Source organism: Streptomyces sp. NPDC048442, from assembly GCF_040651475.1.
In the GTDB taxonomy this organism is placed as follows: Bacteria; Actinomycetota; Actinomycetes; order Streptomycetales; family Streptomycetaceae; genus Streptomyces.
Window position 1 is genome coordinate 107,018 of record NZ_JBEZKB010000026.1, and the last position, 20,888, is coordinate 127,905.

Annotated in this window: 22 protein-coding genes and 2 pseudogenes; 14 read left to right on the plus strand and 10 right to left on the minus strand. The window is 71.3% G+C overall.

The genetic code is table 11. The features are described from left to right. Positions 1–43: 43 nt before the first annotated feature. Both AB0D18_RS31365 and AB0D18_RS31370 read right to left on the minus strand, forming a co-directional pair. A complete protein-coding gene (locus AB0D18_RS31365) occupies positions 44–673 on the minus strand; it encodes a response regulator transcription factor (RefSeq protein ID WP_362426116.1) in 630 nt (209 codons plus the stop codon). Beyond that, entirely contained in the window at positions 666–2,048 is a 1,383-nt protein-coding gene (locus AB0D18_RS31370; protein WP_362426119.1) for a sensor histidine kinase, read from the minus strand. Before AB0D18_RS31370 ends, AB0D18_RS31365 begins: the two co-directional genes overlap by 8 nt. A 137-nt stretch (positions 2,049–2,185) precedes the next feature. On the opposite strand from AB0D18_RS31370, the gene AB0D18_RS31375 reads away from it, so the two are divergent. The 5 genes from AB0D18_RS31375 to AB0D18_RS31395 all read left to right on the plus strand — a co-directional run bounded on the left by AB0D18_RS31375 (position 2,186) and on the right by AB0D18_RS31395 (position 7,089). Further along, positions 2,186–2,710, plus strand: a complete 525-nt coding sequence (locus AB0D18_RS31375) for a PH domain-containing protein (RefSeq protein WP_362426122.1) — start codon at positions 2,186–2,188, stop codon at positions 2,708–2,710. Next, positions 2,707–4,317, plus strand: a complete 1,611-nt coding sequence (locus AB0D18_RS31380; RefSeq protein WP_362426125.1) for a PH domain-containing protein — start codon at positions 2,707–2,709, stop codon at positions 4,315–4,317. The genes AB0D18_RS31375 and AB0D18_RS31380 overlap by 4 nt, the downstream gene beginning before the upstream one ends. Before the next feature lie 33 nt (positions 4,318–4,350). Further along, positions 4,351–5,007 carry a TetR/AcrR family transcriptional regulator gene (locus tag AB0D18_RS31385; RefSeq protein ID WP_362426128.1) on the plus strand — a complete coding sequence of 219 codons (657 nt, stop codon included), beginning with the start codon at positions 4,351–4,353 and terminating at the stop codon, positions 5,005–5,007. A gap of 83 nt (positions 5,008–5,090) precedes the next feature. Then, on the plus strand, positions 5,091–6,449 hold the full coding sequence (locus AB0D18_RS31390) for an MFS transporter (protein ID WP_362426260.1): 1,359 nt from the start codon (positions 5,091–5,093) through the stop codon (positions 6,447–6,449). Beyond that, entirely contained in the window at positions 6,433–7,089 is a 657-nt protein-coding gene (locus AB0D18_RS31395; RefSeq protein ID WP_362426130.1) for a DinB family protein, read from the plus strand. Before AB0D18_RS31390 ends, AB0D18_RS31395 begins: the two co-directional genes overlap by 17 nt. Before the next feature lie 24 nt (positions 7,090–7,113). On the opposite strand, the pseudogene AB0D18_RS31400 reads toward AB0D18_RS31395, so the two are convergent. After that, positions 7,114–7,284, minus strand: a pseudogene (locus tag AB0D18_RS31400) (GDP-mannose pyrophosphatase); the annotation flags it as partial. Between AB0D18_RS31400 and AB0D18_RS31405 the strand changes: the two are divergent. Together AB0D18_RS31405 and AB0D18_RS31410 are read left to right on the plus strand one after the other, a co-directional pair. Beyond that, positions 7,283–7,477: pseudogene (locus AB0D18_RS31405) on the plus strand (alpha/beta hydrolase); the annotation flags it as partial. The pseudogenes AB0D18_RS31400 and AB0D18_RS31405 sit on opposite strands and share 2 nt — an antisense overlap. A gap of 407 nt (positions 7,478–7,884) precedes the next feature. Next, a complete protein-coding gene (locus AB0D18_RS31410; RefSeq protein WP_362426133.1) occupies positions 7,885–9,129 on the plus strand; it encodes a hypothetical protein in 1,245 nt (414 codons plus the stop codon). Positions 9,130–9,207: 78 nt separating this feature from the next. Here the strand turns inward: AB0D18_RS31410 and AB0D18_RS31415 are convergent, their stop codons facing one another. Then, positions 9,208–10,101 carry a LysR family transcriptional regulator gene (locus tag AB0D18_RS31415; RefSeq protein WP_362426136.1) on the minus strand — a complete coding sequence of 298 codons (894 nt, stop codon included), beginning with the start codon at positions 10,099–10,101 and terminating at the stop codon, positions 9,208–9,210. Between the two features lie 211 nt (positions 10,102–10,312). Between AB0D18_RS31415 and AB0D18_RS31420 the strand changes: the two genes are divergently transcribed. From AB0D18_RS31420 to AB0D18_RS31440, 5 genes are all read left to right on the plus strand, one after another. Continuing rightward, positions 10,313–11,848 carry an MFS transporter gene (locus tag AB0D18_RS31420; RefSeq protein ID WP_362426263.1) on the plus strand — a complete coding sequence of 512 codons (1,536 nt, stop codon included), beginning with the start codon at positions 10,313–10,315 and terminating at the stop codon, positions 11,846–11,848. Between the two features lie 280 nt (positions 11,849–12,128). Further along, complete coding sequence (locus AB0D18_RS31425; RefSeq protein ID WP_362426139.1) at positions 12,129–12,287, plus strand: hypothetical protein; 159 nt, start codon at positions 12,129–12,131, stop codon at positions 12,285–12,287. Positions 12,288–12,518: 231 nt separating this feature from the next. Beyond that, a complete protein-coding gene (locus AB0D18_RS31430; protein ID WP_362426141.1) occupies positions 12,519–12,827 on the plus strand; it encodes a DUF5133 domain-containing protein in 309 nt (102 codons plus the stop codon). A gap of 17 nt (positions 12,828–12,844) precedes the next feature. Further along, positions 12,845–13,033 carry a hypothetical protein gene (locus AB0D18_RS31435; RefSeq protein ID WP_362426144.1) on the plus strand — a complete coding sequence of 63 codons (189 nt, stop codon included), beginning with the start codon at positions 12,845–12,847 and terminating at the stop codon, positions 13,031–13,033. Positions 13,034–13,260: 227 nt separating this feature from the next. Then, the gene (locus AB0D18_RS31440) at positions 13,261–13,737 is read left to right on the plus strand and encodes a macro domain-containing protein (protein WP_362426147.1); all 477 of its coding nucleotides are present in this window, start codon (positions 13,261–13,263) and stop codon (positions 13,735–13,737) included. Between the two features lie 35 nt (positions 13,738–13,772). On the opposite strand, the gene AB0D18_RS31445 is transcribed toward AB0D18_RS31440, so the two are convergent. Then, the gene (locus AB0D18_RS31445; protein ID WP_362426149.1) at positions 13,773–15,428 is read right to left on the minus strand and encodes a glycoside hydrolase family 6 protein; all 1,656 of its coding nucleotides are present in this window, start codon (positions 15,426–15,428) and stop codon (positions 13,773–13,775) included. 469 nt (positions 15,429–15,897) lie between these two features. Here AB0D18_RS31445 and AB0D18_RS31450 point away from each other — a divergent pair, with 469 nt between their 5' ends. Then, on the plus strand, positions 15,898–16,599 hold the full coding sequence (locus AB0D18_RS31450; protein WP_362426152.1) for a hypothetical protein: 702 nt from the start codon (positions 15,898–15,900) through the stop codon (positions 16,597–16,599). Between the two features lie 12 nt (positions 16,600–16,611). Here AB0D18_RS31450 and AB0D18_RS31455 read toward each other — a convergent pair whose 3' ends face one another. Both AB0D18_RS31455 and AB0D18_RS31460 read right to left on the minus strand, forming a co-directional pair. After that, positions 16,612–17,520: an alpha/beta hydrolase gene (locus AB0D18_RS31455; RefSeq protein WP_362426155.1), complete on the minus strand. Its 909-nt coding sequence runs from the start codon at positions 17,518–17,520 to the stop codon at positions 16,612–16,614. A gap of 46 nt (positions 17,521–17,566) precedes the next feature. Next, positions 17,567–18,331, minus strand: coding sequence for a hypothetical protein (locus AB0D18_RS31460; protein ID WP_362426158.1), 765 nt, complete (start codon positions 18,329–18,331; stop codon positions 17,567–17,569). 127 nt (positions 18,332–18,458) lie between these two features. Here AB0D18_RS31460 and AB0D18_RS31465 point away from each other — a divergent pair, with 127 nt between their 5' ends. Next, positions 18,459–19,571 carry a DUF389 domain-containing protein gene (locus AB0D18_RS31465; RefSeq protein ID WP_362426161.1) on the plus strand — a complete coding sequence of 371 codons (1,113 nt, stop codon included), beginning with the start codon at positions 18,459–18,461 and terminating at the stop codon, positions 19,569–19,571. On the opposite strand, the gene AB0D18_RS31470 is transcribed toward AB0D18_RS31465, so the two are convergent. The 3 genes from AB0D18_RS31470 to AB0D18_RS31480 all read right to left on the minus strand — a co-directional run bounded on the left by AB0D18_RS31470 (position 19,456) and on the right by AB0D18_RS31480 (position 20,760). Beyond that, positions 19,456–19,764, minus strand: a complete 309-nt coding sequence (locus tag AB0D18_RS31470; RefSeq protein ID WP_362426163.1) for a hypothetical protein — start codon at positions 19,762–19,764, stop codon at positions 19,456–19,458. The two genes, AB0D18_RS31465 and AB0D18_RS31470, sit on opposite strands and share 116 nt — an antisense overlap. A gap of 100 nt (positions 19,765–19,864) precedes the next feature. Then, positions 19,865–19,999 carry a hypothetical protein gene (locus AB0D18_RS31475; protein WP_362426165.1) on the minus strand — a complete coding sequence of 45 codons (135 nt, stop codon included), beginning with the start codon at positions 19,997–19,999 and terminating at the stop codon, positions 19,865–19,867. 296 nt (positions 20,000–20,295) lie between these two features. Then, positions 20,296–20,760, minus strand: coding sequence for an SRPBCC family protein (locus AB0D18_RS31480; RefSeq protein WP_362426168.1), 465 nt, complete (start codon positions 20,758–20,760; stop codon positions 20,296–20,298). Between the last annotated feature and the right edge of the window lie 128 nt (positions 20,761–20,888).

The window sequence follows — 20,888 nt, forward strand, 5'->3', positions numbered from 1 at the left end:
CAAGGGCTGCCGGGGTGCTGTGGGCTGCCGGGTGCTGTGGCCTTCACACCAGGCCCTGCTCCATCGCCCGCAGGACCGCCGCCGTGCGGTCCGAGACCGACAGTTTCTTGAAGGTGCGCAGCAGGTGCGTCTTCACCGTTGCCTCCCCGATGAACAGCCGCCGCCCGATGTCCGCATTGGTCAGGCCCTCGCCGACCAGGCGCAGCACCTCGCGCTCGCGGTCCGAGAGGAGAGGCGCTTGGACTGTCCGTGCGCGGAAGAGCTTCGGGGCGAGGGAGGGGGTCAGGACCGTTTCGCCGCGGGCTGCCGCAACGACCGCCTGCACCAGGTCGCTCCGGGAGGTTCCCTTGAGGAGGTAGCCCGCCGCTCCCGCCTCCACCGCGCGCAGGATGTCCGCGTCGTCCTCGTACGTGGTGACGATGACGACCTTGGTACGGGGCGACTCCCGCAGGATCAGGCCGGTCGCGGCGACCCCGTCCATGCCGCCCATCCGCAGATCGAGCAGGACCACGTCCGGTACGAGGCGGGCGGCCAGCAGTACCGCCTCCTCGCCGGAACCGGCCTGGCCGACGACGCGGATGCCGTCGGCCGATTCGAGGATGGCGGACAGACCTTCCCGTACGACGGGGTGATCATCGGCGAGCAGGACCGTGATCGTTGTGTTTTCACCCACGGGTGGCCTCCGTGTTCCGTACGGTTGCTGGTTCCCGCGGGACCGTGACCTCGATGGTGGTGCCCCGGCCGGGGCTGCTGTCGACCGTCGCCGTGCCGCCGACCTGTTCGGCGCGGGCCCGCATTCCGGGCAGGCCGTAGCCGTCCTGCGCGTGGCCGGCGGGGAAGCCCCGGCCGTCGTCGTGGACGGTGATGCGGACGGAGTCCTCGGCGTACGACACGAGCACGCCCACCCGCTGGGCCGTCCGCGCATGCTTGCGTACGTTCGCGAGCGCCTCCTGAGCGGTGCGCAGCAGCACCACACTCGCAGCGGTGGGAAGCGGCAGGGCCACTCCTTCGGAGGTGCACCGTACGTCCAACCCGGTCTCGGCACCGAGGAGTTGAGCCTGGCGGCGTACTGCCTGGAGCAGTGAACTCTCCTGCAGGGGCGGGGGTGTGAGAGCGGTGACGAAGTGGCGGGCCTCGGACAGGCTCTCGCGGGCCACCCGGCCGGCCAGGCCGAGGTGCTCGCGGGCCAGTTCGGGGTGTTCCGTGACCTGTGCGTCGGCAGCCTGGAGGAGGCTGATGACGCTCGTCAGGCCCTGCGCCACGGTGTCGTGGATCTCCCTGGCCAGCCGTTCGCGCTCGGCGGCGACCCCGGCCTCGTGGGAGAGCCGGGAGACCTGCTCCCGGCTGCGCCGCAGTTCGTCGATCAACTCGGCCCGTTCGGCGCTCTGTTGGATGACCCGGGTGATCCAAAGGGTGAGCAGAACCGACAGGGTGAGGCCGAGCAGGGAGATCGGCAGCATCGCCAGTACGTCCGGGTCGAACGCGCCCCCGTGCAGCAGGACCACGGCGCACGGCCACAGATTGGCGAGCGTGCTGAGCACGATCGCCGGGCCCAGCGGCAGGCTCATCATCAGCATGGGGACCACCGCGAACAGGGCGAAGGAACTCGTCAGGTCGAAGAGGCCGGCGGCGCTGAAGAGGAGGGAGAGGCCGAAAGGGAAGGCGACGGGGCACCACCCTGGCGTCCGCTCGGTCCGGTGGGCCCGTCCGGCCCGGTGGGCCATCAAGGGTCGGCCGAGGAGCGCGTACCAGGGGACGATCGCCGTCAGCGCCCCGAGGGCTGCGAAGCGGTGCGCGGCCGGCCCGCCGTCGGACGTGAGGAGGAGCAGGCTCGCGGTGACGAGGTAGGAGACGGCGAAGAGGCCGTCCCAGAGGGTGAGCCAGCCGGTGCCGGTCTCCTCGGGGCGACCGGTTTCCGGCTCCTCGGGGTGACCGGTTTCCGGCTCCTCGGGAAGAGCCGTTCCGGGCGCCTCGGGGCGCGGGATGCGGGCAGCGCGAACGGCTATTCGGCCTGGTCGTGGCGGGTCTGCCGGAGCGTGAGTGTGCACGGTTCACTCCTACCATCCGTCCACCGGTCGGTGGACAGCCCGTCCCACCGGACGGTGGAACCACGCACGCGGCCCCGTACCTACGTTGGTGGGAGAAGGCTGAGGGCGGTTCGAGTGACGGAGAGCAGGCAGAAGTGGTGAGCGGGTACGGGCGGGTCGAGCATACGGGGCAGGGCGAGTGGAGGCTGCGAGCGCCGCGGCACCGCGTCGAGAGCCGGGCGGTCGGCTGGTGGACGCTCCAGGCAGCGGTCTTCGCGCTGCCGCTCCCGCTGGTACTCGGCCTGCTCCATCTCCTCATCCCGCCCGCGCGGTTCGTCCTCGGCTGGGTCTTCCTCGGCACGCTCCTCCCCGCCCTCGCCTACCTGATCGTCATGCCCAACTGGCGCTATCGGGTGCACCGTTGGGAGACGACGGACGCCGCCGTCTTTGCGGCGTCCGGCTGGCTCTGGCAGCGGTGGCGGGTGGTTCCGCTGTCCCGGATCCAGACCGTGGACACCGTAAGGGGACCGCTCCAGCAGCTGTTCCGGCTCTCCGGGGTCAGCGTGACCAGCGCCTCCGCCTCCGGCGCGGTGAAGATCAAGGGGCTGGACCACCGGGTCGCGGCCGACCTGGTGGAGCACCTGACCCGCAGCGCCCAGGCCGTGCCGGGAGATGCGGCATGACCGCGACACGTACAGGACGAACAGCGCGTACGGCACGGGTGGTGGCCCCGGGGGCCGACGAAGAAGGCCCGGCAGCCGAGTGGCATCGGCTCAACCCCCGTCTGCTACTGGTCAATCTGGGTGTACTGGCCGCACCGGCGGCCACCTTCGGGGTGACCGTGTTCCTCACCGGAGGCCGCCCGAGCCTCCAAGTCCTCATTGCGCTCGCCTCGTTCCTCCTCACCTGCCTGGTCGTCGCCACCCTCAGCGTGCTGCGGCTGCTCACCACCCGCTACCGCCTCACCGGCGACGACCGGCTGGAGGTCCGCACCGGTCTGCTCCTGCGCAGCCGCCGTTCGCTGCACGTCGACCGCATCCGCAGCATCGACCTGACCGCGAACCCGTTGCACCGCCTCTTCGGCCTCACCTCCCTGGTGATCGGCACCGGCGCCGGGGGCAGCGGGAGCGGTGGCGCGACGGGGGCAGGCGGGCTCTCCCTCGACGGCCTGAGTACGGCGGAGGCCGCGTACATACGCACCGAACTCGTCGAACGGCGCCGCCGGTCGGCGCACGGACCGCACCGCACAGAGAGCCCCGACGGTCCCCTCGCCGCGCTCGACTGGGCCTGGCTGCGCTACGCACCCCTCACCGTGTGGGGCATCGGTGGAGTGTTCGCCGCCGTCGGCACCGCCTACCGGACCCTCCACGAGATGAAGGTCGACCCCCTCCAACTCGGCCCGGTGAAAGACCTGTTCGCGTACGTCGAAGCCCGCTTCGGCTCCCTTCCCCTCTGGTTCGCCATCCTGCTCGCCGCGCTGACCGTCGTCGCGATCGGTGTCGTCGGATCGACCGCCACCTTCATCGAGGGCTGGGGCGGCTACCGGCTGGAACGCGAGGAAGGGGGCCCGCTCCGGGTCCGGCGCGGGCTGCTGATCACCCGTTCCGTCAGCCTTGAGGAGAGCCGGCTGCGCGGCATCGAACTCGCCGAGCCGATGCTGCTGCGCCTCGCGGGCGGCGCACGCCTCAACGCGGTGGCGAGCGGCCTCGGCAACGCGGACGAGAACCGCAGCCGCAGCCGCCTCACCCCGCCCGTCCCCCTCGCGGAGGCGCACCGGGTCGCCCTCGAAGTCCTGCCCGACCCGGCGCCGCCGCTCACCTCCGGCCTCGTCCCGCACCCACGGGCCGCCCTGTCCCGCCGGATCCACCGCGCCCTCGCCCTCGTGGTGCTGACGGTGCTGCTGCTGGCCGTTCCCGGCCTCTGGCTGTCGCCGGTGCTCGTCCATGCGGGGTGGATCACCGGCCTCGTACTGCTGCCGGTCGCCCTCGCCCACGCGTACGACGCCCGGCGCAGCCTCGGGCATGCCGTCGAGGGCCCGTACCTGATCAGCCGCTCCGGTACGTTCGTCCGCCGTACGGTCGCGCTCCAGCGGGGCGGCATCATCGGCTGGACCCTCTCCCGCTCGCCTTCCCAGCGCAGGGCGGGGCTCCTCACGCTGGCGGCCACCACCGCGGCGGGCACGGGCTCGTACAAGATCCGCGACGTGGGCGTTTCCCAGGGACTCGCCCTTGTGGAGGAGGCCGTGCCCGAACTCCTCGCGCCGTTCCTTGAACGGGTACCAGGTGAGTAGACAGTGTCTACTCCTGGCTGGTAGACACTGTCCATGTCTACGCCACAAACCCCCGCCCTCCGGGAGCGCTTGATCGACGCCGGCGCCGAACTCGTGGCGAGGGGCGGTACCGCCTCGCTCGGCCTGCGGGAGATCGCCCGCCGTGCCGGGGTGTCGCACGGGGCGCCGCGCCGGTACTTCCCCACCCACCACGCGCTGCTCTCGGCGATCGCCCAGCGGGGCTTCGAGGAGCTCGGGGCGCGGTTCGACGGGGCGGTGGCCTCGGCGGCTTCGCCGCGTGCCCAACTGGGCGCGCTGGGGCGGGCGTACGTCGGGTACGCGCTGGAGCACCGCGGCATGTTCGAGCTGATGTTCCGGCACGATCTGCTGGACAGCGAGGTGCACGGAGTGCGTGGGGCCGTGGCGGACGGGGCGGACGGGGCGGCGGAGCAGCAGCCGCGGCTGCGGGAGTCCACACTGCCGCTGATGGCGACCGTCGTGGACCTCGTCACCGAGTGCCGCACGCACGAAGAGGGCCGGCCGGATCCGGCGGTGACGGCTGCCGCCCTCTGGGCCAACCTGCACGGAATCGCTCAGCTCTGGACCTGGGGAAGCCTGCAACTTGCCCTCGACGACGCCACCTTGACGCGGTGCGACGAGCTCGTTGCGGCATCCCTGGACGCCCACCTCGGACCGGCGGGCACCGCATGACCACGATCATGGCCCCCACCTCGGCCCCGTCCGGCAGCCGCAGGACGCGCCGCCTCGGCCTCCTCATCAGCGTGGTCGGCGCCATGGTCGTCGCGCTCGACGGCACCGTGCTGCTCGTCGCCCAGCCCGCCCTGCAGCGCGACTTCGGCGCGAGCACCGCGCAGGTCCAGTGGACCAGCACCGCCTACCTGCTGGCCGTCGCCGCCCTGCTCGTCGTCTCGGGACGCCTCGGCGACCGGTACGGGCACACGCGGCTGATCCTCGTCGGCGTACTCGGCTTCGCCGCCGCCTCCGCGGGCATCGCGCTCGCGCCGGACGTCCACTGGGTGATCGGACTGCGCGCCCTGCAAGGGGTGTTCGGCGCGCTGCTGCAGCCCGCGACCCTCGCCCTGCTGCGGCTGGTGTACCCGGCGGACCGGCTCGGCGGCCCGGTTGCCCTCCGTACCAGCGCGATCGGGGCGGCCGCCGCGGCGGGGCCGCTCCTCGGCGGTGTCCTGGTCGCGCACTTCGGCTGGCAGGCCGTCTTCTGGATCAACGTTCCGGTGGCGCTCGCCCTCGCGGCACTCACCTTCTCGGTACGGGTCCCGGCCGCGCCGACCGCCGGGTCGCAGCGGCTCGACCTCGCCGGTGCGGCGCTGCTCGCGACCGCGCTCGCGGCCTTGGTGCACACCCTGTCCGGGGTGCCGGAACACGGCTGGGCGGCGCTGTCCACCTGGCTCGGGCTCGCGGCCACGGTCGCGGTCGCGGCCGGGTTCGCCCTGCACGAACGCCGGGCCGCGCACCCGATTGTGCCGTCGGCGGTGGCCCGTGCGGTGCCGGTGACCGCGTCGCTGGTGATGCTGCTGGTGACGGGCGGCGCGCTGTTCGGGGCGCTGTTCGCGACCACGTTCTACCTCCAGGACGTACGGGGCCTGGATCCGCTCGCCAGCGGGCTGCACGTCATGCCGCTGACCGTGTTCATGGTGCTCGGCGCACCCGTGGCGGGCGGGGCGCTGCGCCGGTACGGGCCGCGCCGCACGGCGGTCGTCGGCGTCGCCCTCGTCGCCGTCGCGCTGGCGGCCCTGGCCCGGCTCGACCCGATCGGGGCGTGGGCGGCGGCAGGGGCGGCCTTCGCGGCGCTGGGGGCGGGATTCGCCACCGTGATGGTCACCGCCACCGGAACCGTCGTCGGCGATGCCCCACCCGGGTACGCCGGGGTCGTCGGCGGCCTGAAACAGACCGCCATGAGCATCGGCCCGACCTTCGGCATCGCCGTCGCCGCCGGAATGATGCCGCCGAGGCTCTCCGAGGCATGGGCCCCCGCCGCCCAGGCCTCGTCGGCCCCGGCCCCTTCGGCCCCCACTCTGCTGGTGCTTGCCGCCCTCGCCGCGCTCGCCCTGCTCCCGGCGCTCCTGCTGCCCGGCCGGGTGTGCAAGGGTGTCGCGCATGGCCACGACACCTGACGGACGCACCGTTCCGCCCCTGCACGCCGACGAACGCACCACGCTGGGCGCCTGGTTGGACTTCCACCGGGACACGCTCGCCCTGAAGTGCGAGGGCCTGGACGAGGCGCAGGCGCGGCTTGCGTCGGTGCCGCCGTCGGCTATGACGATGCTGGGACTGGTACGGCATGTGACGAGGGTCGAACGCACCTGGTTCCACGGGGTGTTCGGGGGCATGGACGTATCGGTGGAGGAGGTGAAGGCGCAGGACGGCGGCTTCGCCCTCGAAAGCTCCTCCGAAGCGAAGGGCGACGGCGATGCGGACGGCGACGGCGACGGGGATGCGGGCGGTGACGGTGACGGCGAGGCGGACGGTGACGGTGACGGCGATGCGGACGGCGACGGCGAGGCGGACGGTGCGTCCGGCAGCCTGGCCGCGGCGCTGTCCCAGTGGCGGGCGGCCACCGCCCTCAGCCGTTCGCTGGTCGCCGACGCCGCCCTCGACGACTCCGGCACCTTCTCGCGGGAGGACGGCGAGCTCGCCGGGGGCGACACCGTGTCCCTCCGCTGGATCCTGATCCACATGATCGAGGAGTACGCCCGCCACAACGGCCACGCGGACCTCCTCAGGGAAGTCATCGACGGCACGACGGGCCCCTGAAGCCCCGAACCCGGCCGTCCGGCCCTAGCGGGCGAACGGGCCCTCCAAGGCCGCCCACTGCAGCAGCATGATGGTCTTCGCGTCCGCGATCTCGCCGGTGCGGATCCGGTGCAGGGCCTCCGGGAAGGGGAGTTCGAGGACGGTGATGTCCTCGCCCTCGGCGGCCACTCCGCCGCCTGCCGAGGTGGCGGTGCTGGCCGAAGAGGTGTTGACGATGATGCGTACCACCGACCCCCGAGGTGCGGCCGCCGCACTGCGCGGCCGCGCGGAACGCCCCGACTACCGCGAGACCCTCCCGGCCGTCCAGGCCCCGGTCCTGATCGTGGTCGGCGAACCGGCCCGCTTCAACTCGGCCCTGCTGAACTTCCTGCGCACCGTACGAGCCTGACTCCACCGGTCGGCTCTCCCGGTCGGCTCCATCGGTCTGCTCCATCGGTCGGTGCGGGACATCGGCTCAGATGCGTTCCGTCCCGAACGCCTGGGCGACGGCCAGGCTGTCCTCGTACACGTGGTGCCGGGTGACGAGCTCGGCGAGGTGTGCGGGGTCGCCTTCGCCGATTCTGCGCAGCAGGCAATCACGATCCTTTCAGCGCGGCCGGGGTGAGGCGATTACCCCGGAGGTAAGGCCCAGGGCCTCCTCACGGACGCATGAAGACGCGTCATGGTTGTGACTAATCAGGGGGATTGACGCCGTGGAGCGTGGTGCGTTTGTCTCACAGTGAGACCCCGGCGCATGGCCGGGGGAGAAGCACCAATGGGGGAAACGTGTTCAGAGGCATGCGTGGGGTGCGTGGGGTGTCCGTAGCCGTGCTCGCGGGGGCGATGGTCGCGGTGTCGGTGACGTCCGCGGGGGCGGTGCCGGCGCCGACGCCGAAGACCGAGCGGATCACACTGTCGTCGACCGGCAAGCAGCTCCAGGACGGGGCGGGCGTCAACGGGCTGAGTGCCGACGGGCGCTATGCCCTGTTCACTTCAGGGGAAACCGGTGTGGTGCCGGGCGACACCAACGGGCAGCACGACGTCTTCGTCCGGGACCTGCGCCAGGGAACCGTCGAGCGGGTCAACGTGGCGTCGGACGGGACGCAGGCGAACGGTTCGAGCCACTACGCGAAGATCAGCGCCGACGGCCGGTACGTCGCCTTCATGTCCTCGGCGACGAACCTGGTCAAGTGGCCCGAGCAGCCCCAGTACGCGAAGGACATCTACGTTCACGACCGTCGCACGGGCCGTACGGAGCGGGTCAGTGTCGCGCCCGACGGCGGGTCCGCCGAAGTGTTCGACACCTTCGACATGTCCGCCGACGGCCGGTACGTCGCCTTCGACGGCTCGTCGAAGCGCATGGAGGGAGCTGCGAACAGCCAGAACCTCGCGTACGTCGTCGACCGCCGCACCCACGCCGTCAAGCGGATCAGCGACCACATCCCGTCGGACTGGTACGTCTCCAACATCAAGGTGAGCGCCGACGGCAGCCACCTGGCCTATGTGCAGCGGCACCCTCGCGGCGGGCGCCACGAGCTGTGGCTCACCGACCTGCGCACCGGCGAGCAGAAACTGGTGAACGCCACCCCCGAGGGCAAGCCCACCAACGGGTCGCCGGTAGGCGTGTCGCTCTCCGCGGACGGCGGCCTCGTCGCGTACTCCTCCTTCGACGAGAGCACGGTCCCCGGGACACCCACGTACACCTGGGAGCTCTACCTGTTCGACAGCCGCACGGGGAAGACCCGGTGGATGAACCACGAGGGCAAGGGCGGGCTGGGCGGCGGCCTGGTCAGCCCCGACGGCCGGCGACTGGCCTACATGACCGAGACCGCGTCGGGCGACGGGCCGACCGTGGAGAACGTCCAGGTGCGGGATCTGAAGACCGACCGGACCCAGCTCGTCACCCGCACGCTCACGGGAGGACCGCAGACCGAGGGCTACTCGGCACCCAGTGCGTTCGCCGACAACGGGCGCCTGCTCGGCTTCTACTCGTCGGCACCCGACCTGGTCACCGGTGACACCAATGGCGTGGGCGACGGATTCCTGCAGCGCCTGAACTGAAGCTCCGGTCGGCCGCAGCCGCCCCTGTCCCGCAGCCGCCCCTGCCCCCAGCCGCCCCTGCCCCAGCCGCCCCGCCGCTCAGAGTGCCTCCGGCAGTAGTGCGCGGGCATGGGCGGTGAGGGCGGCTCCGGCCGGGCTGGTCGGGCCGTTGGTGCGCCAGGCGAGCGCGAGGCGGCAGTGGATGCGCGGCCGGACGATGTCGATGCGGTGGACTTCCGCCTCGTTGGCGCGGGCCACGGAGACCGGGAGGACGGCCACCCCGAGCCCACGCCCCGCGAGTTGGGCCAGTACGTGCGGGTCGGCGGCCTCGAACGCGATGCGCGGCCGGAAGCCCGCCGCTTCGCACGCCGCCTCGACGGCAGTGCGCAGCCCCGTGCCCCTGGTCAGCCAGATCAGGGCGCGGTCGGCGAGCTCGTCGAGGTTGATGTGTGCCCGGCCGGCCAGCGGGTCCTGGTGGCCGACGGCGGCTACCAGCGGCTCGTTGACGATGTCGTGGAGGGTGATGCCGGGCGGCGGGGCGCCGGTGCGGCCGATGATCGCGAGATCGATGCGGCCCGAGTCCAGGGCTTCCAGGAGGCGGTCCGAACCGTCCTCGGTCAGGCCGATCTCCACACCCGGGTACGCCTCGTGGAAGGAGGCGAGCAGGGCCGGGAGGCCGATGCTCCTGTCCAGGGAAGTGATGGTGCCGACGGTGACCCGCCCGCGTACCAGACCACTGAGCTCGTCGACCGCCTCACGGATCGAGGAGACCGTGGCGAGCGCGGCCCGCGCGTACGGCAGGACGGTGGCGCCGGCCGCGGTCAGCCGTACCGTACGACTGGAACGGTCGAGCAGGTCCTGGCCCAACTCCCTTTCCAGCTTGCGTACTTGGGAGCTCACGCCGGGCTGGCTCACATGCAGGGCCTCGGACGCCTTCGTGAAGCTCGCCAGGTCGGCGACAGTGACGAAGTATTCCAGCTGACGCAGTTCCATAACCGCTGATTATATTTCACAGAAGATCTAGATGTTGGACTTCTGCATAGGGGTGGACGCAGGCTCGATACGAGCTCGGAGCTCGGAGCCGGAGCTCGGAGCCTGAGCCGGAGCTCGGAAGCTTCCCGTCCCCCGTTCCGCAAGGAGTACTTCAGTGAATGCCACGACCACGACGAGAGGCGGGCGCGACAGCCGCACCGCCACTCTCGTCATGGCCTGCGTGGGCGTGTTCGTCGCCTACCTGCCGGTGACCACGGTCTCGGTGAGCCTGCCGGCGATCCAGCGCGGTCTCGACGCGTCGACGGCCGACCTCTCCTGGGTGACCGACGCCTTCGTCCTGCCGATGGCCGCACTCATCCTCACCGCCGGAGTCGTCGGCGACGTGTACGGCCGCCGCAAGGTGTTCCAGACCGGACTTGCCTTCTGCGCGGCGGGCGCGGCGATCGCGCTGAGCGCCGGCAGTGTCGAAGTCCTCTGGGCGGGGCAGGCATTCGCGGGAATCGGCGCGGCGGCCCTGCTGCCCGCCACACTCGGCCTGATCAGCCACGCGGTGCCGGACCCGCGCGAGCGCGCCAAGTACGTCAGCCTCTGGACCACCTCCCTCATGGGCGCGCTGGCCGTCGGCCCCCTGCTCGCCGGTGCGATCCTGGAACACGCCTCCTGGCGCTGGATCTTCCTGGCCCCCGTCCCGGTCTCGCTGCTCGCCATGGCCGCGGCCGCCCGGTACCTGACCGACTCCCGCGCCTCCGGAACCCGCCGGCTCGACTGGCCCGGCCAGATCACGGCCGCCGTCGCCGTCACTTCGCTCGTGTACGCGGTGATCGAGGGCGGTGGCGCGTCCTTCGGCGAGACGCGCGTACTGGTCGCGCTGGCGCTGTCGGCCGCCTCGCTCGTGGCCTTCGTCGTCACCGAACTGCGCAGCGGCAGCCCGATGCTGGACCCGAAGCTGTTCCGCAGCCCCGCGTTCAGTGCCACCGCCCTGGTCGCCATGATCAGCTTCCTGGGGCTGATCGGCTTCGTCTTCGTCCTCAGCCTGTACCTGGGCCAGGTCCAGCGGCTCGGCACACTGGACGCGGGCTATCGGATGCTGATGCTCACCTTCCCCGCGATGGCCGCAGGACCGGTGTTCGGCCGGCTCATGCACCGCGTACCGGCGCGGGTGCTGATCACCGCGGGCCTGCTGCTTGCCACCGGCGCGCTGCTCTCGCTCACCTCCGTCGACGCGAACACGTCGTTCGCGGCGCTGGCGTGGCGGTTGATCCTCCTGGGCATCGGCTTCGGCGCGGTCTTCGCCCCGATGACCGCCACGGCGATCAACGCGGTGCCGCACCACCTCGCAGGCATGGCGGCGGCGGGCAGCAACGCGTTCCGCCAGCTCGGTGCGGCACTGGGCCCCGCCCTGATGGGCGCGCTGCTCACCACCAGGGTCGGCAGCGCCCTGCCAGGACATCTGGCCGACGCGCACCTCGGCGCGGAGGCACAGCACCGGGTGACCGACGCGGTCGACAGCGCGGGCTTCGGCGCCGTCCATGCCGTCGACCTCGGTGCGGACACCTCCCGGACGCTGGACGCCTTCGGCCTCGCGTTCCTCGACGGCATCCGGCTGTGCCTCACTGTCGCGGCGGCGATCATGCTGCTCGCGGCGGTGGTGGGCGCGGTCCTGCTGCGCCGCCCGGCAGCATCGGAGACAGCGGACGCAGCGGAGGCCACCTCGCAGCAGGCCGGAGAACCAGCCCTGAGCCATTGACCGGGGTCTACTTCCCGATCCCCGCCGTCGGGAGGACCACCTGGAGGAATGCGCGCAGCGGGCCCGCGCCGTCCAGTTCCCACCTCTACGCGGGCGGCCCGGTCCCGCCGGGCCCGGCGGCCGTCACCGGTGCCCCGAAGCTCACCGACCCCGGCAAGGCCAACTCCCCTACAGACCTGGGCGGTTACCAGCCGCTGACCGGATCCGCAGCCATCCGCGCCGGTCTCGCCATCCCGGCAACGGCGGCCGCGACATCCTCGGCGTCACGCTCCCCGCCACCGTGCCCGCCGAACGCCGAATGCCGAACGCCGAACGCCGCACGCTCACCCTCCTGGCTCCCGTCACGACTTCCCCACCCCGCCTCGTCGTCAAGGCTGCGAACACCCAGTGGGGCAACGTAGCCCTGAACGAACTGACGGTGGGCCCCATCGCGTCCTGACGGTTCTGCGCGTACTCTCTGCTCACTGTCCGTATCTCGGGCGGCACACTCTGGCGCAAAATCGCCCGTGTGCCGCCCGTGATGTGTGGGAAGTCGCACCAAGAGCACGCGTACCAGGTGGAGGCGTGTCACCACATGACGCACGCGGCACATACGACGTACGCGATGTACGCGACGCAAGAGACACGAGAACACAAAACTCAACAAGACGAGACGAAGGGGAACCCCTAAATGCTGGTGCCCGATCCCAAGGTGCTGCGCACGCTCCTCACGCGCTACGCGGAGACCCGGTTCGCCCACGCCCAGAACCCGACGCCCGAGGCGCAGCGCGCCCTGGACGACGTCACGTACACGCTGTGTGTGACCACGTCGACGTCCGGAATCGAAGCGGCCCTCGCCGCGGCGGACGCAATTCTGGCCGAGACGTGCTGCACGCACGCCGCGGACGCGGCATCGACATCGAACCCCGCCCGGGACCCTGCCGGGGAGCCTGTCGGGGACCCCGTCCGGGACATGTCGCAGGCGCACCTGGCGGCCTGACTCCTACCCTGTACGGCATGAGCAGACGGAGATACGTGGCCAGGGGCGTGCCCGGGGGGTACCGGATATGGGACAACTCGGGCCGCCGCTGGTGGGGCGACCACTATGAACTCTGCCCCGACGACCTCCTCACGGAGCTCAACGGCCGGGCGGAGCCGGACCGGATCACCGCCCTGCTCCGGCGGTACAGGGCGCTCAAGCGATAACCCGACCGGCCCGGCTCCTTCGCAGGCCACGACCCTGCGCCGGGAGCGGCTCCGCGCCCGGGGCCGGCCCTCACCCACGGCGCTTCCAGCCGGGGAGAGCGGGCCGAGGGACCGAGGGACTGAAGGACCGGGAAACCGGATTGCGTTCAGACGGAGTTCAGACGGAGGTGAACAACGTGCGATCAACGCGCTGGACCGCGGCCCAACAGCCGGGCCATCATGCCTCAATGGAGCCATTGAAGATCATCGCGGGTGATGCCACCAGCCCCCAGGCCAAGGGGCCGAAGATCATCGCGCACATCTGCAACGACCTCGGCGGCTGGGGCAAGGGCTTCGTCGTGGCGGTCTCGCGCCGCTGGCCAGGACCGGAGAAGGAGTACCGCCGCTGGCACCGCGAGCGCGCCGGCAACGACTTCGGCCTGGGAGCGGTGCAGTTGGTACAGGTCAAGCCCGACATCTGGATCGCCAACATGGTCGCCCAGCACGGCATCCGCACCGGCAGCGCCGGCCCGCCCATCCGTTACGACGCGGTCGAACGCGGCCTGGAGGCCGTCGCCGCACATGCCCTCGCCCACCAGGCATCGGTCCACATGCCACGCATCGGCTGCGGGCTCGCGGGCGGCAAATGGGAACGTATCGAGCCGCTCATCACCCAGTCCCTGAGCGCACGAGGCGTGGCCGTGACGGTGTACGACCACGCCTGAGCACGACCACGCCGGAGTACGTGGTCAGGGCACGGTCAGAGCGCCGGGTGGGCGTTCTTCAGCAGTTCCTGGAACTGGGCGGAGAACCACGTACCGGACAGCGGTGCGTTCGGCAGCGCGCCGGACAGGCTGTTCCCGTTGCGGGGATTGCCGGTGTACGTCGGATCGCACATCCGGTCGAAGCCCTTGCCGTCGGGGTTCGGGATCTCCTTGCTCGCGCCGTCGGACTCTCCCGGCGGCTTGGCCCACACGTACGCGTCGATTCCGGCTGCGGGCGCGGTCGTCGGGCGTTCGCCGAGGCCCGCCCCGGACTGGTTGCACCAGTTGCCGAGGTGGATGCGGCGGTCGTAGCGCCCGCCGTCGACGTACGTGTCGACACTCGTCCGCGGTCCGGGGCCGGCCGGTCTGGCCGTACCGCCCCAGCCGTTGCGGGAGGTGTCGATCAGCATGCCGAGGCCGGGGTCGAAGCCGAGTGTGACCAGCTTGGCGCGCATGGCCTGCGCGTAGCTCAGCTCGTCGGTGTACCGGTTCCAGTCCACCCACTTGGACTGGCGTACGGAGGTTCCGTTGACGCTGTCGCCGATGGCGAAATGGTCCTCCTTGAGGGCGCTGAAGTTGGCGGTGTTCACGATGAAGCCGTGCACGTCGGCGAGGGTCGCGCCCTCGGTGGTGGCGGCCTCCTTGAACATCTCGGCGGAGGCCGTGAAGTTGTCGTCCCAGCCGAGCCAGCCGTGGTGGCCGGCGTCGACGTAGTTGTAGACGTTGGGGATGTCGCCCAGCTTGTTGAGCGCGTACCCGACGCCCTTCTGGTAGTTGCCGTTCGCCTTCATCACGTCGCAGGCGGGGGTGGCGGTGGGGCGGGGAGTGGCGTTGGTGACGAGGTTGGGCAGCGAGTCGATCTCCACCATCGTGACGATCCGCAGGCCCGCGTACTTGGGGTCGGCGAGGATCGCGGCGAGCGGGTCGATGTACTCGCTCCTGTACCGGCCGATCTCGGTCGGGCCGAGCTCCCCGTTGGAGGCGAGCGCGGAACAGTCGCGGCCCGGCAGGTTGTAGACCACCAGCTGGACGGTGAGTTCGCCCGTCCCCTTCTGCTTCAGGGCCTCGTCCAGGTGGGCTCTCAGGCCCATGGTGGTGCCGCTGCCGTTGACGGCGGCGATACGGTCCAGCCAGACGGCGGTCGGCTGCTTGGCGACTGCCGCACCGCCCGGCTCGGCCGCCGCCTTCGCGGACCACTCCGGGTTCACGTAGGTCTTCGCGCCCGCGTACGGGTTGTCCACCCGCTTGCCGGGCGGATCCGTGGGCCCGGGGCCCGGATCCGTACCGCCGTTGCAGGTCACGCCGTTGAGCTTGAACGTCGCGGGCACCGAGTTCGCGCCGCTGTTGTTGGCGTTGAAGCCGAAGGACGCGGAACCGCCGGTGCCGAGATTCCCGTTGTACGAGACGTTCTTCGCGGTGACGGCGGCACCGGTCTGGCTGAGGGTCGCGTTCCAGCCCTGGGTGACCTTCTGGTCTCCGGCGTAGACCCACTCAAGGGTCCAACTGGCCACCGGGTCACCGGTGTTGGTGACAGTCACATCGGCGCCGAAGCCGCCGTTCCACTGTCCCTGGATCTTGTAGTCGACGGTGCAGCCGGGTGCCGCGGCCCCTGCTGCGGAACCGGTCGCCACGGCCGTGACGCCGGCCGCCATGAGCAGTGCGCAGGCCGTTGCCAGACCCGTTCGGCTACGGGAGGAGGCGGACGAAGGCCGCGACGGAACCGGTCTCCGGGACGCGTGGAGCACCGAGGGTGCTGAAGTACGGGGATGCACGGGGTGGTTCATGAGCGACTCCTGACAACTGAGGTGCTCCTGACGGGGCACCTAGCGAAGGGGACCGCTCCCACTGGTGGGGCAGACCGTAGCGCCAACCGGCGTCAAGTAACAGATGCGTCACCGACTTTCCCTGTCGAATATCTTCGACTCTTCACCCTCCTTGACCCCGCGATGCGGATGCCTGCACGGTGGGAGCGCTCCCACTGGTGCAAGTCTTGAACAGCGTTCACGAACGGTTCTGAGTACGACGACTCATGCGGGCCGGCCCGCCCGTGTCTAGTGTTCGGTGCATGATCATCAATCGGTTGCGCGATGCCACGAGGCCGGAAACGAACGGGAGCGTGCGGTGAAGCCCGCACGGTCCACGCGGCGGCTGTGGGCGCGGACCGCGGCACTCGGGCTGGGTGCGGCGGTGCTCGTCGCGGGGGTGATCGGGGCACGGAGTCTCTGGTACGGGGCGCCCTACCCGCCCGTCGACCCCGATGCCGTCTCCCGGCGGCTGGATCAGCGCTCCCAGGACGTGTACGACCATTTCGGCCTCCCCGCGTCAACGGCTGCCACGGTGGAGCAGGAGCGCAGGGACACCGGCGTCTGCTACTACCACGGCCTTCAGGCCTTCGCCCACATCGACCGTCCGCAGCCGGGCGTCGTGACCTTCGGCCTCGACTGGAGCGTGCCGGACATCTCCGACGCCGAGGCGCGCACGGCGGTCGAGCGGCTGCGGAGCCACCTGGTGGCCGAGGGCTGGCACCTCAGGTACAACAGGGGCGGCGACGGGGGCGGCGACGGGGGCGGTGGCGGCCAGGGGGGCGGCTTCGTCGAACTCGGCTTCGTCTTCGACGAGTTCGCCTCCGACGGCGACACGGACGCGCGCGGCGACGGAATCAGCGTCATGTGGAACTCCCGCAACCGCGCCCTGTCCGTCGACGTCTACTCCCCCTGCGGCAAGGTCCCCGACTCCTTCGACACCCTCTCCTGGAACCAGGGCCCCGACTGGCAACCGGCCGCAGCCGGCACCGCCGCCGACACCGCCTCCGGCACCGGGTGAGGCGTGGCGGGCTCAGCCCAGGAAACCCGCCGTCGCCGTCACGAACGCCTCCGGGTCGTCGACCCACGGCGAGTGCCCCGCCCCCGGCAGCACGACGAGGGTGGCGTCGGGGAACAGGGCCGCGAAGTCGGCCGTCGACTGCGGCGGGCTGTTCAGGTCGACCTCCCCGGCCAGCAGGAACACGGGCGCCTCGCGCTTCGCCAGCGCCGCACGTGTGGCCTCCGGGTCGTACGCGCCCTCGGAGCCGTAGAGCCGCGCGGCGTCCGGGTTGGCCGGTGTACTCGCCGCCGCGTGCTGCTCCTGGGCCGCCGCGTCCCAGCGTCCCCAGAAGAACGGAGCGATCGCCTCAATGTCACCGGGCTTCGGCGCACCCGTACCCGAGTTGAGGGACTCCAGCGCGGCGAACGCCTCCGGGAACCACGGCTCGTCCTGACGAAGTTGCGCGTTCGCGAGCCGCGTCGCGGACGTGATCGGGATGCCCACGGCTGCGGTGCTGGGGGTGATCAGCGCGAGCCTGCCGACGCGCTCCGGGTACCGGGCGAGGTACAGCGCCGCGAGATTCGCGCCCGCGCAGTGCGCGAGGAGGTCGATCCGGTCGAGCCCGAGGTGCACGCGCAGCGCCTCGATGTCGTCCACGAGACGGTCGCAGCGGTACGAGGAGGGGTCCGCCGGAATCTCGGAACGCCCGGTTCCGCGCAGGTCGGGGAAGAGCAGCCGACGGTGCCGGTCCAGCCCGCCGAGGTCGCCCAGGTAGCGGGGGTCCTGCATGGGGCCGCCGGGGAGACAGACGACGGGGGCTTCGTCGACGGCGTCCGTACCGGCCCCGGCGCCGGTGATGCGGTAGGCGAGCCGGGTCCCGTCGGGGGCGGAGAAGGTGAAGGGCGCAGGTGAGGGGGTGGAGGAAGGGGAGAGGGTAGTCATGATCGGGAGCTTGTCAGCGGACGCTCGGCGTGACAACTGGATTCGGCTACGGCCGGGCCTGCGCCCGCACCGCCTCCTCCCACGCCCCCGGATTCCGGTGGTGGTTGGTGTGCCCGGCGGCCAGGACGGCGCGCAGTTCCGCGACGTGCTCGGTGCCGGGCGGGAGGTCCAGTTCGTCGAGGAGGGCGAGCGCGGTGTCGGGCCGCAGTTTCCCGTAGACGTCGTGGTAGCCGGTCAACAGGACCTTGAAGAGGGGGAGTTGGAGGGCTGGGACCCGTGCCGCCGCCCGGAGGACCGGAAGTTTCGTCTCCCAGGGGACCGGACCCGAGCACTCCAGTACGCGCCCGGCCCGGCGGAGCAGCGCCTCGGGGGCGCCCACGGCCAACCGCTCGGCGTCGCGGCCGATTACCTCCTCGAACGCGTCCGCCGACGTCTTCCCGTCCTCGAACCAGTCGACCCACAGGGAGTACGTGACGGCCTCGGACACCCGGGGCGCCTCCAGCCGCTGCCGGTAGCAGTCCCAGAGGACCTCGGCGGGCAGGGGGCCGGCCGGGCCCCGGTGGGCGAACCGGATCTCGACCGTCACCCAGTACTGGTCGAGCACATCGAGCAGCCCGAACGCGAGACGGACCTGCCCCGCCACGTCCAGCCGTTCGTCGGTGAACACCAACCCGGCCTGCTCGTAGGCGAGTTGACCGGAATCGAGCCGCCCCTCAGGAGTCTCGCCGTCGGTCCACTCGTCGGGCCCGACCTGCGTGATGCCGTCCTCGGCGAGCCAGCGTCGGGCCTCGTACGCGGCGGCGGTATCCATCCGGACAGTATGAGCGAATCACGCGGGAGGATCACACGGGTCCCGAAGATCGCCGTATCGCTCATGCCCGTGCAACCTGTCTCATGCCCGTGCAACCTTTCGGCCAACGCCAGGCACAATGCCCGTCATGCTGCATGTAAGAGTGATCAGCCCTGCCGACCGTACGGACGAGGTGCTGCGGATCGCGATCGACAGTCCGGCCGTCGTCAACGTCCTCAAGTTGCCCGGCGCCGCGCACGCCCCCGCGGGTGACCTCGTCGAGTTCGACGTGGCCAGAGAAGCGGCCAACGGTGTCCTCGGCGCGCTGCGCGACCTCGGTCTGAAGGAGACCGGCGGCATCACCGTCGAGCAGCTCGACCTGTCGATCTCCTCGGCCGCCGAGAAGGCGGAAGAGGACGCTCCGGGTGACCCGGACGACGCCGTGGTGTGGGACGAGCTGGTTGCCCGTACGTCCTCGGAGACCCGCCTGACCTGGGCGTTCCTCGCCTTCCTCGCGCTGGCCACGCAGATCGCGGCGATCGGTGCGCTGCTCGATCAGCCCATCCTGATAGTCGGCGCGATGGTGCTGGGGCCGGAGTTCGGGCCGGTGGCGGCGATCTGTTTCGGGGTGATGAGCCGCCGGGCGGCCCTGGTCGGCACCGCCGCCCGTACCCTCGTCGCCGGCTTCACCGCCGCCGTGCTGATCACCATGGCGTGTGCGACGGCGGGCCGGCTGCTGGGCTGGATCGAACCGGCCATGCTCGACGACCGGCCGCTGACCGACTTCATCATCCACCCCGACCGGTGGTCCTTCATCGTGGCGCTGCTGGCCGGCATCGCGGGCATCCTGTCGATGACCGCGGGCAAGTCCTCCACCCTGGTCGGCGTCTTCATCTCCGTCACCACCGTGCCCGCCGCCGGAAACCTCGCGGTGGCCGTCCCGCTCGGCCACTGGAACGAGGTGAGCGCCTCCCTGATCCAACTCGGCGTGAACCTCGCCGGAATGCTCATCGCGGGCACCCTGACACTCCTCGTACAGCGCGCCCTGTGGTCCAGGTACGGGCTCCGGGGCGGACCCGGAGCCGGACAGGGGCGACCACCGGAAGAAGCAGCTGGGGTGACGCGAGCGGGACGGGCGGACCGCACTACGCGGCCCCCGCCCCCCGGCCGCCGTCACCTTCGCCACCCACGACCCGCAGCCCCCGCCGGGCGTGGTTCACCCGCCCGTCGCCCGCCGCCGTCCAGTACGGATGCTCATTGACCGCCATGGTCAGCTCGCGTATCCGCTCCCACAGCTCCTCGACCTGATCCACCGCCTCCTCGGTGAATACGGGCGCGGACTCGGCACCCCAGGGGGGAGCGGTGGCGAGAGCGTGGAAGTCGGCCTGGGCCTGGTGGAGCTGCTGCTGGAGGTCGAGGAGGTCCTCGGGGAAGGAGGCGGAGTGGGAAGACATATGAGAAGCGTACGTCTGTTCGAATTACGAATGCACGCGTACGGCGATCCGGGGCCGGGCCGGGCGGCCATCGCGCACCGTCAGGCCCGGTCAGGCCCGGTCAGGCCACCTTTACGGGCAGCCGGGAGTCGTCGGGAGCGGGTGACGACCCGGGGGCGTTCCGGCGCGGCGGGGCCAGTGCGACGGCGATGGCCACCGCGCCGACCGCACACACGGCGGCCGTTCCGTACAGCACGACATGCAAGGCATGGGTGAAGCCGACGGCCAGCGCCTCGGCTCCGGTTCCGGCACCGGATCCGGCACCAGTACCGGCTCCGGACAGGTCTCCCGCGGCGACCTTCGCAGCCAGCTCCGCGCTGCAGGCGCACAGCCTGGGTTACTGCCAGGACACCACGCGGGCCCTGGGCGAAGCGGTGAACGGCCGGGCCGGCGACCACGCCGACGAGGTGCGCCGCAGTCTGACCGTGGAGATCTTCGTGGCGGCCTGGCGCACTCACGCACCCGGCCTGAGGGATCGCGTCCCGCGCTCGGCTAGTGGGACACCGGGCGGCCGCCGCCGGTGAGCGCCGTGTCGGCAGCTTCGAGGATCTTGCCGAAGGCGTGGCCGACGACGGGCCTGCCGACCGCGCGGGTGAGGGCCGCACCGAAGAAGGGCAGGCCGACTTGGAAAGTGGTCGTCCAGACGACCTCGGTGCCCCCGTCGACCTCGGCGAAGGTCATCCGGCCGAGCTCGTGCCGGGCCGGCGGGAAGCTGCGTTCCACCGTGTAGTCGAAGGCGTACGGCGCGTGGTAGTCGGTGATCCGTTCGCGGAACCAGCCGATCGTCCAGGTGTGCAGGCGTACGGCGCCCACTCCGTACGGTGCACCCGCGCCGGGCCGTGCCAGTCGTGCCCGCAGGACCCACGGGGAGCGGGTGTAGTTGGTGGTCGTGGCGCACCAGTCGAACACCTCGGCGATGGGCGCTGCGATGACGCGTCGTACGGTCAGGGTTTCCACGGCTTCTCCTCTTTCGGGGCTTCGGCTGCTTCGGCTGCTTCGGGCCGGTTACGGCGTGGAACGCGCGCCGCATCCAACCGGTAGACGGCACAGCTCGCGGAACTGTGAGACCGGCCGCCCATGACCCA

Excerpts from the sequence above, each read along its gene's own strand:
- AB0D18_RS31380 (WP_362426125.1), top strand. The coding sequence starts at position 2,707 with ATGACCGCGACACGTACAGGACGAACAGCGCGTACGGCACGGGTGGTG.
- AB0D18_RS31385 (WP_362426128.1), top strand. The coding sequence starts at position 4,351 with ATGTCTACGCCACAAACCCCCGCCCTCCGGGAGCGCTTGATCGACGCC.
- AB0D18_RS31390 (WP_362426260.1), top strand. The coding sequence starts at position 5,091 with ATGGTCGTCGCGCTCGACGGCACCGTGCTGCTCGTCGCCCAGCCCGCC.
- AB0D18_RS31395 (WP_362426130.1), top strand. The coding sequence starts at position 6,433 with ATGGCCACGACACCTGACGGACGCACCGTTCCGCCCCTGCACGCCGAC.
- AB0D18_RS31415 (WP_362426136.1), bottom strand. The coding sequence starts at position 10,101 with ATGGAACTGCGTCAGCTGGAATACTTCGTCACTGTCGCCGACCTGGCG.
- AB0D18_RS31420 (WP_362426263.1), top strand. The coding sequence starts at position 10,313 with ATGGCCTGCGTGGGCGTGTTCGTCGCCTACCTGCCGGTGACCACGGTC.
- AB0D18_RS31430 (WP_362426141.1), top strand. The coding sequence starts at position 12,519 with ATGCTGGTGCCCGATCCCAAGGTGCTGCGCACGCTCCTCACGCGCTAC.
- AB0D18_RS31435 (WP_362426144.1), top strand. The coding sequence starts at position 12,845 with ATGAGCAGACGGAGATACGTGGCCAGGGGCGTGCCCGGGGGGTACCGG.
- AB0D18_RS31440 (WP_362426147.1), top strand. The coding sequence starts at position 13,261 with ATGGAGCCATTGAAGATCATCGCGGGTGATGCCACCAGCCCCCAGGCC.
- AB0D18_RS31445 (WP_362426149.1), bottom strand. The coding sequence starts at position 15,428 with ATGGCGGCCGGCGTCACGGCCGTGGCGACCGGTTCCGCAGCAGGGGCC.
- AB0D18_RS31455 (WP_362426155.1), bottom strand. The coding sequence starts at position 17,520 with ATGACTACCCTCTCCCCTTCCTCCACCCCCTCACCTGCGCCCTTCACC.
- AB0D18_RS31460 (WP_362426158.1), bottom strand. The coding sequence starts at position 18,331 with ATGGATACCGCCGCCGCGTACGAGGCCCGACGCTGGCTCGCCGAGGAC.
- AB0D18_RS31465 (WP_362426161.1), top strand. The coding sequence starts at position 18,459 with ATGCTGCATGTAAGAGTGATCAGCCCTGCCGACCGTACGGACGAGGTG.
- AB0D18_RS31470 (WP_362426163.1), bottom strand. The coding sequence starts at position 19,764 with ATGTCTTCCCACTCCGCCTCCTTCCCCGAGGACCTCCTCGACCTCCAG.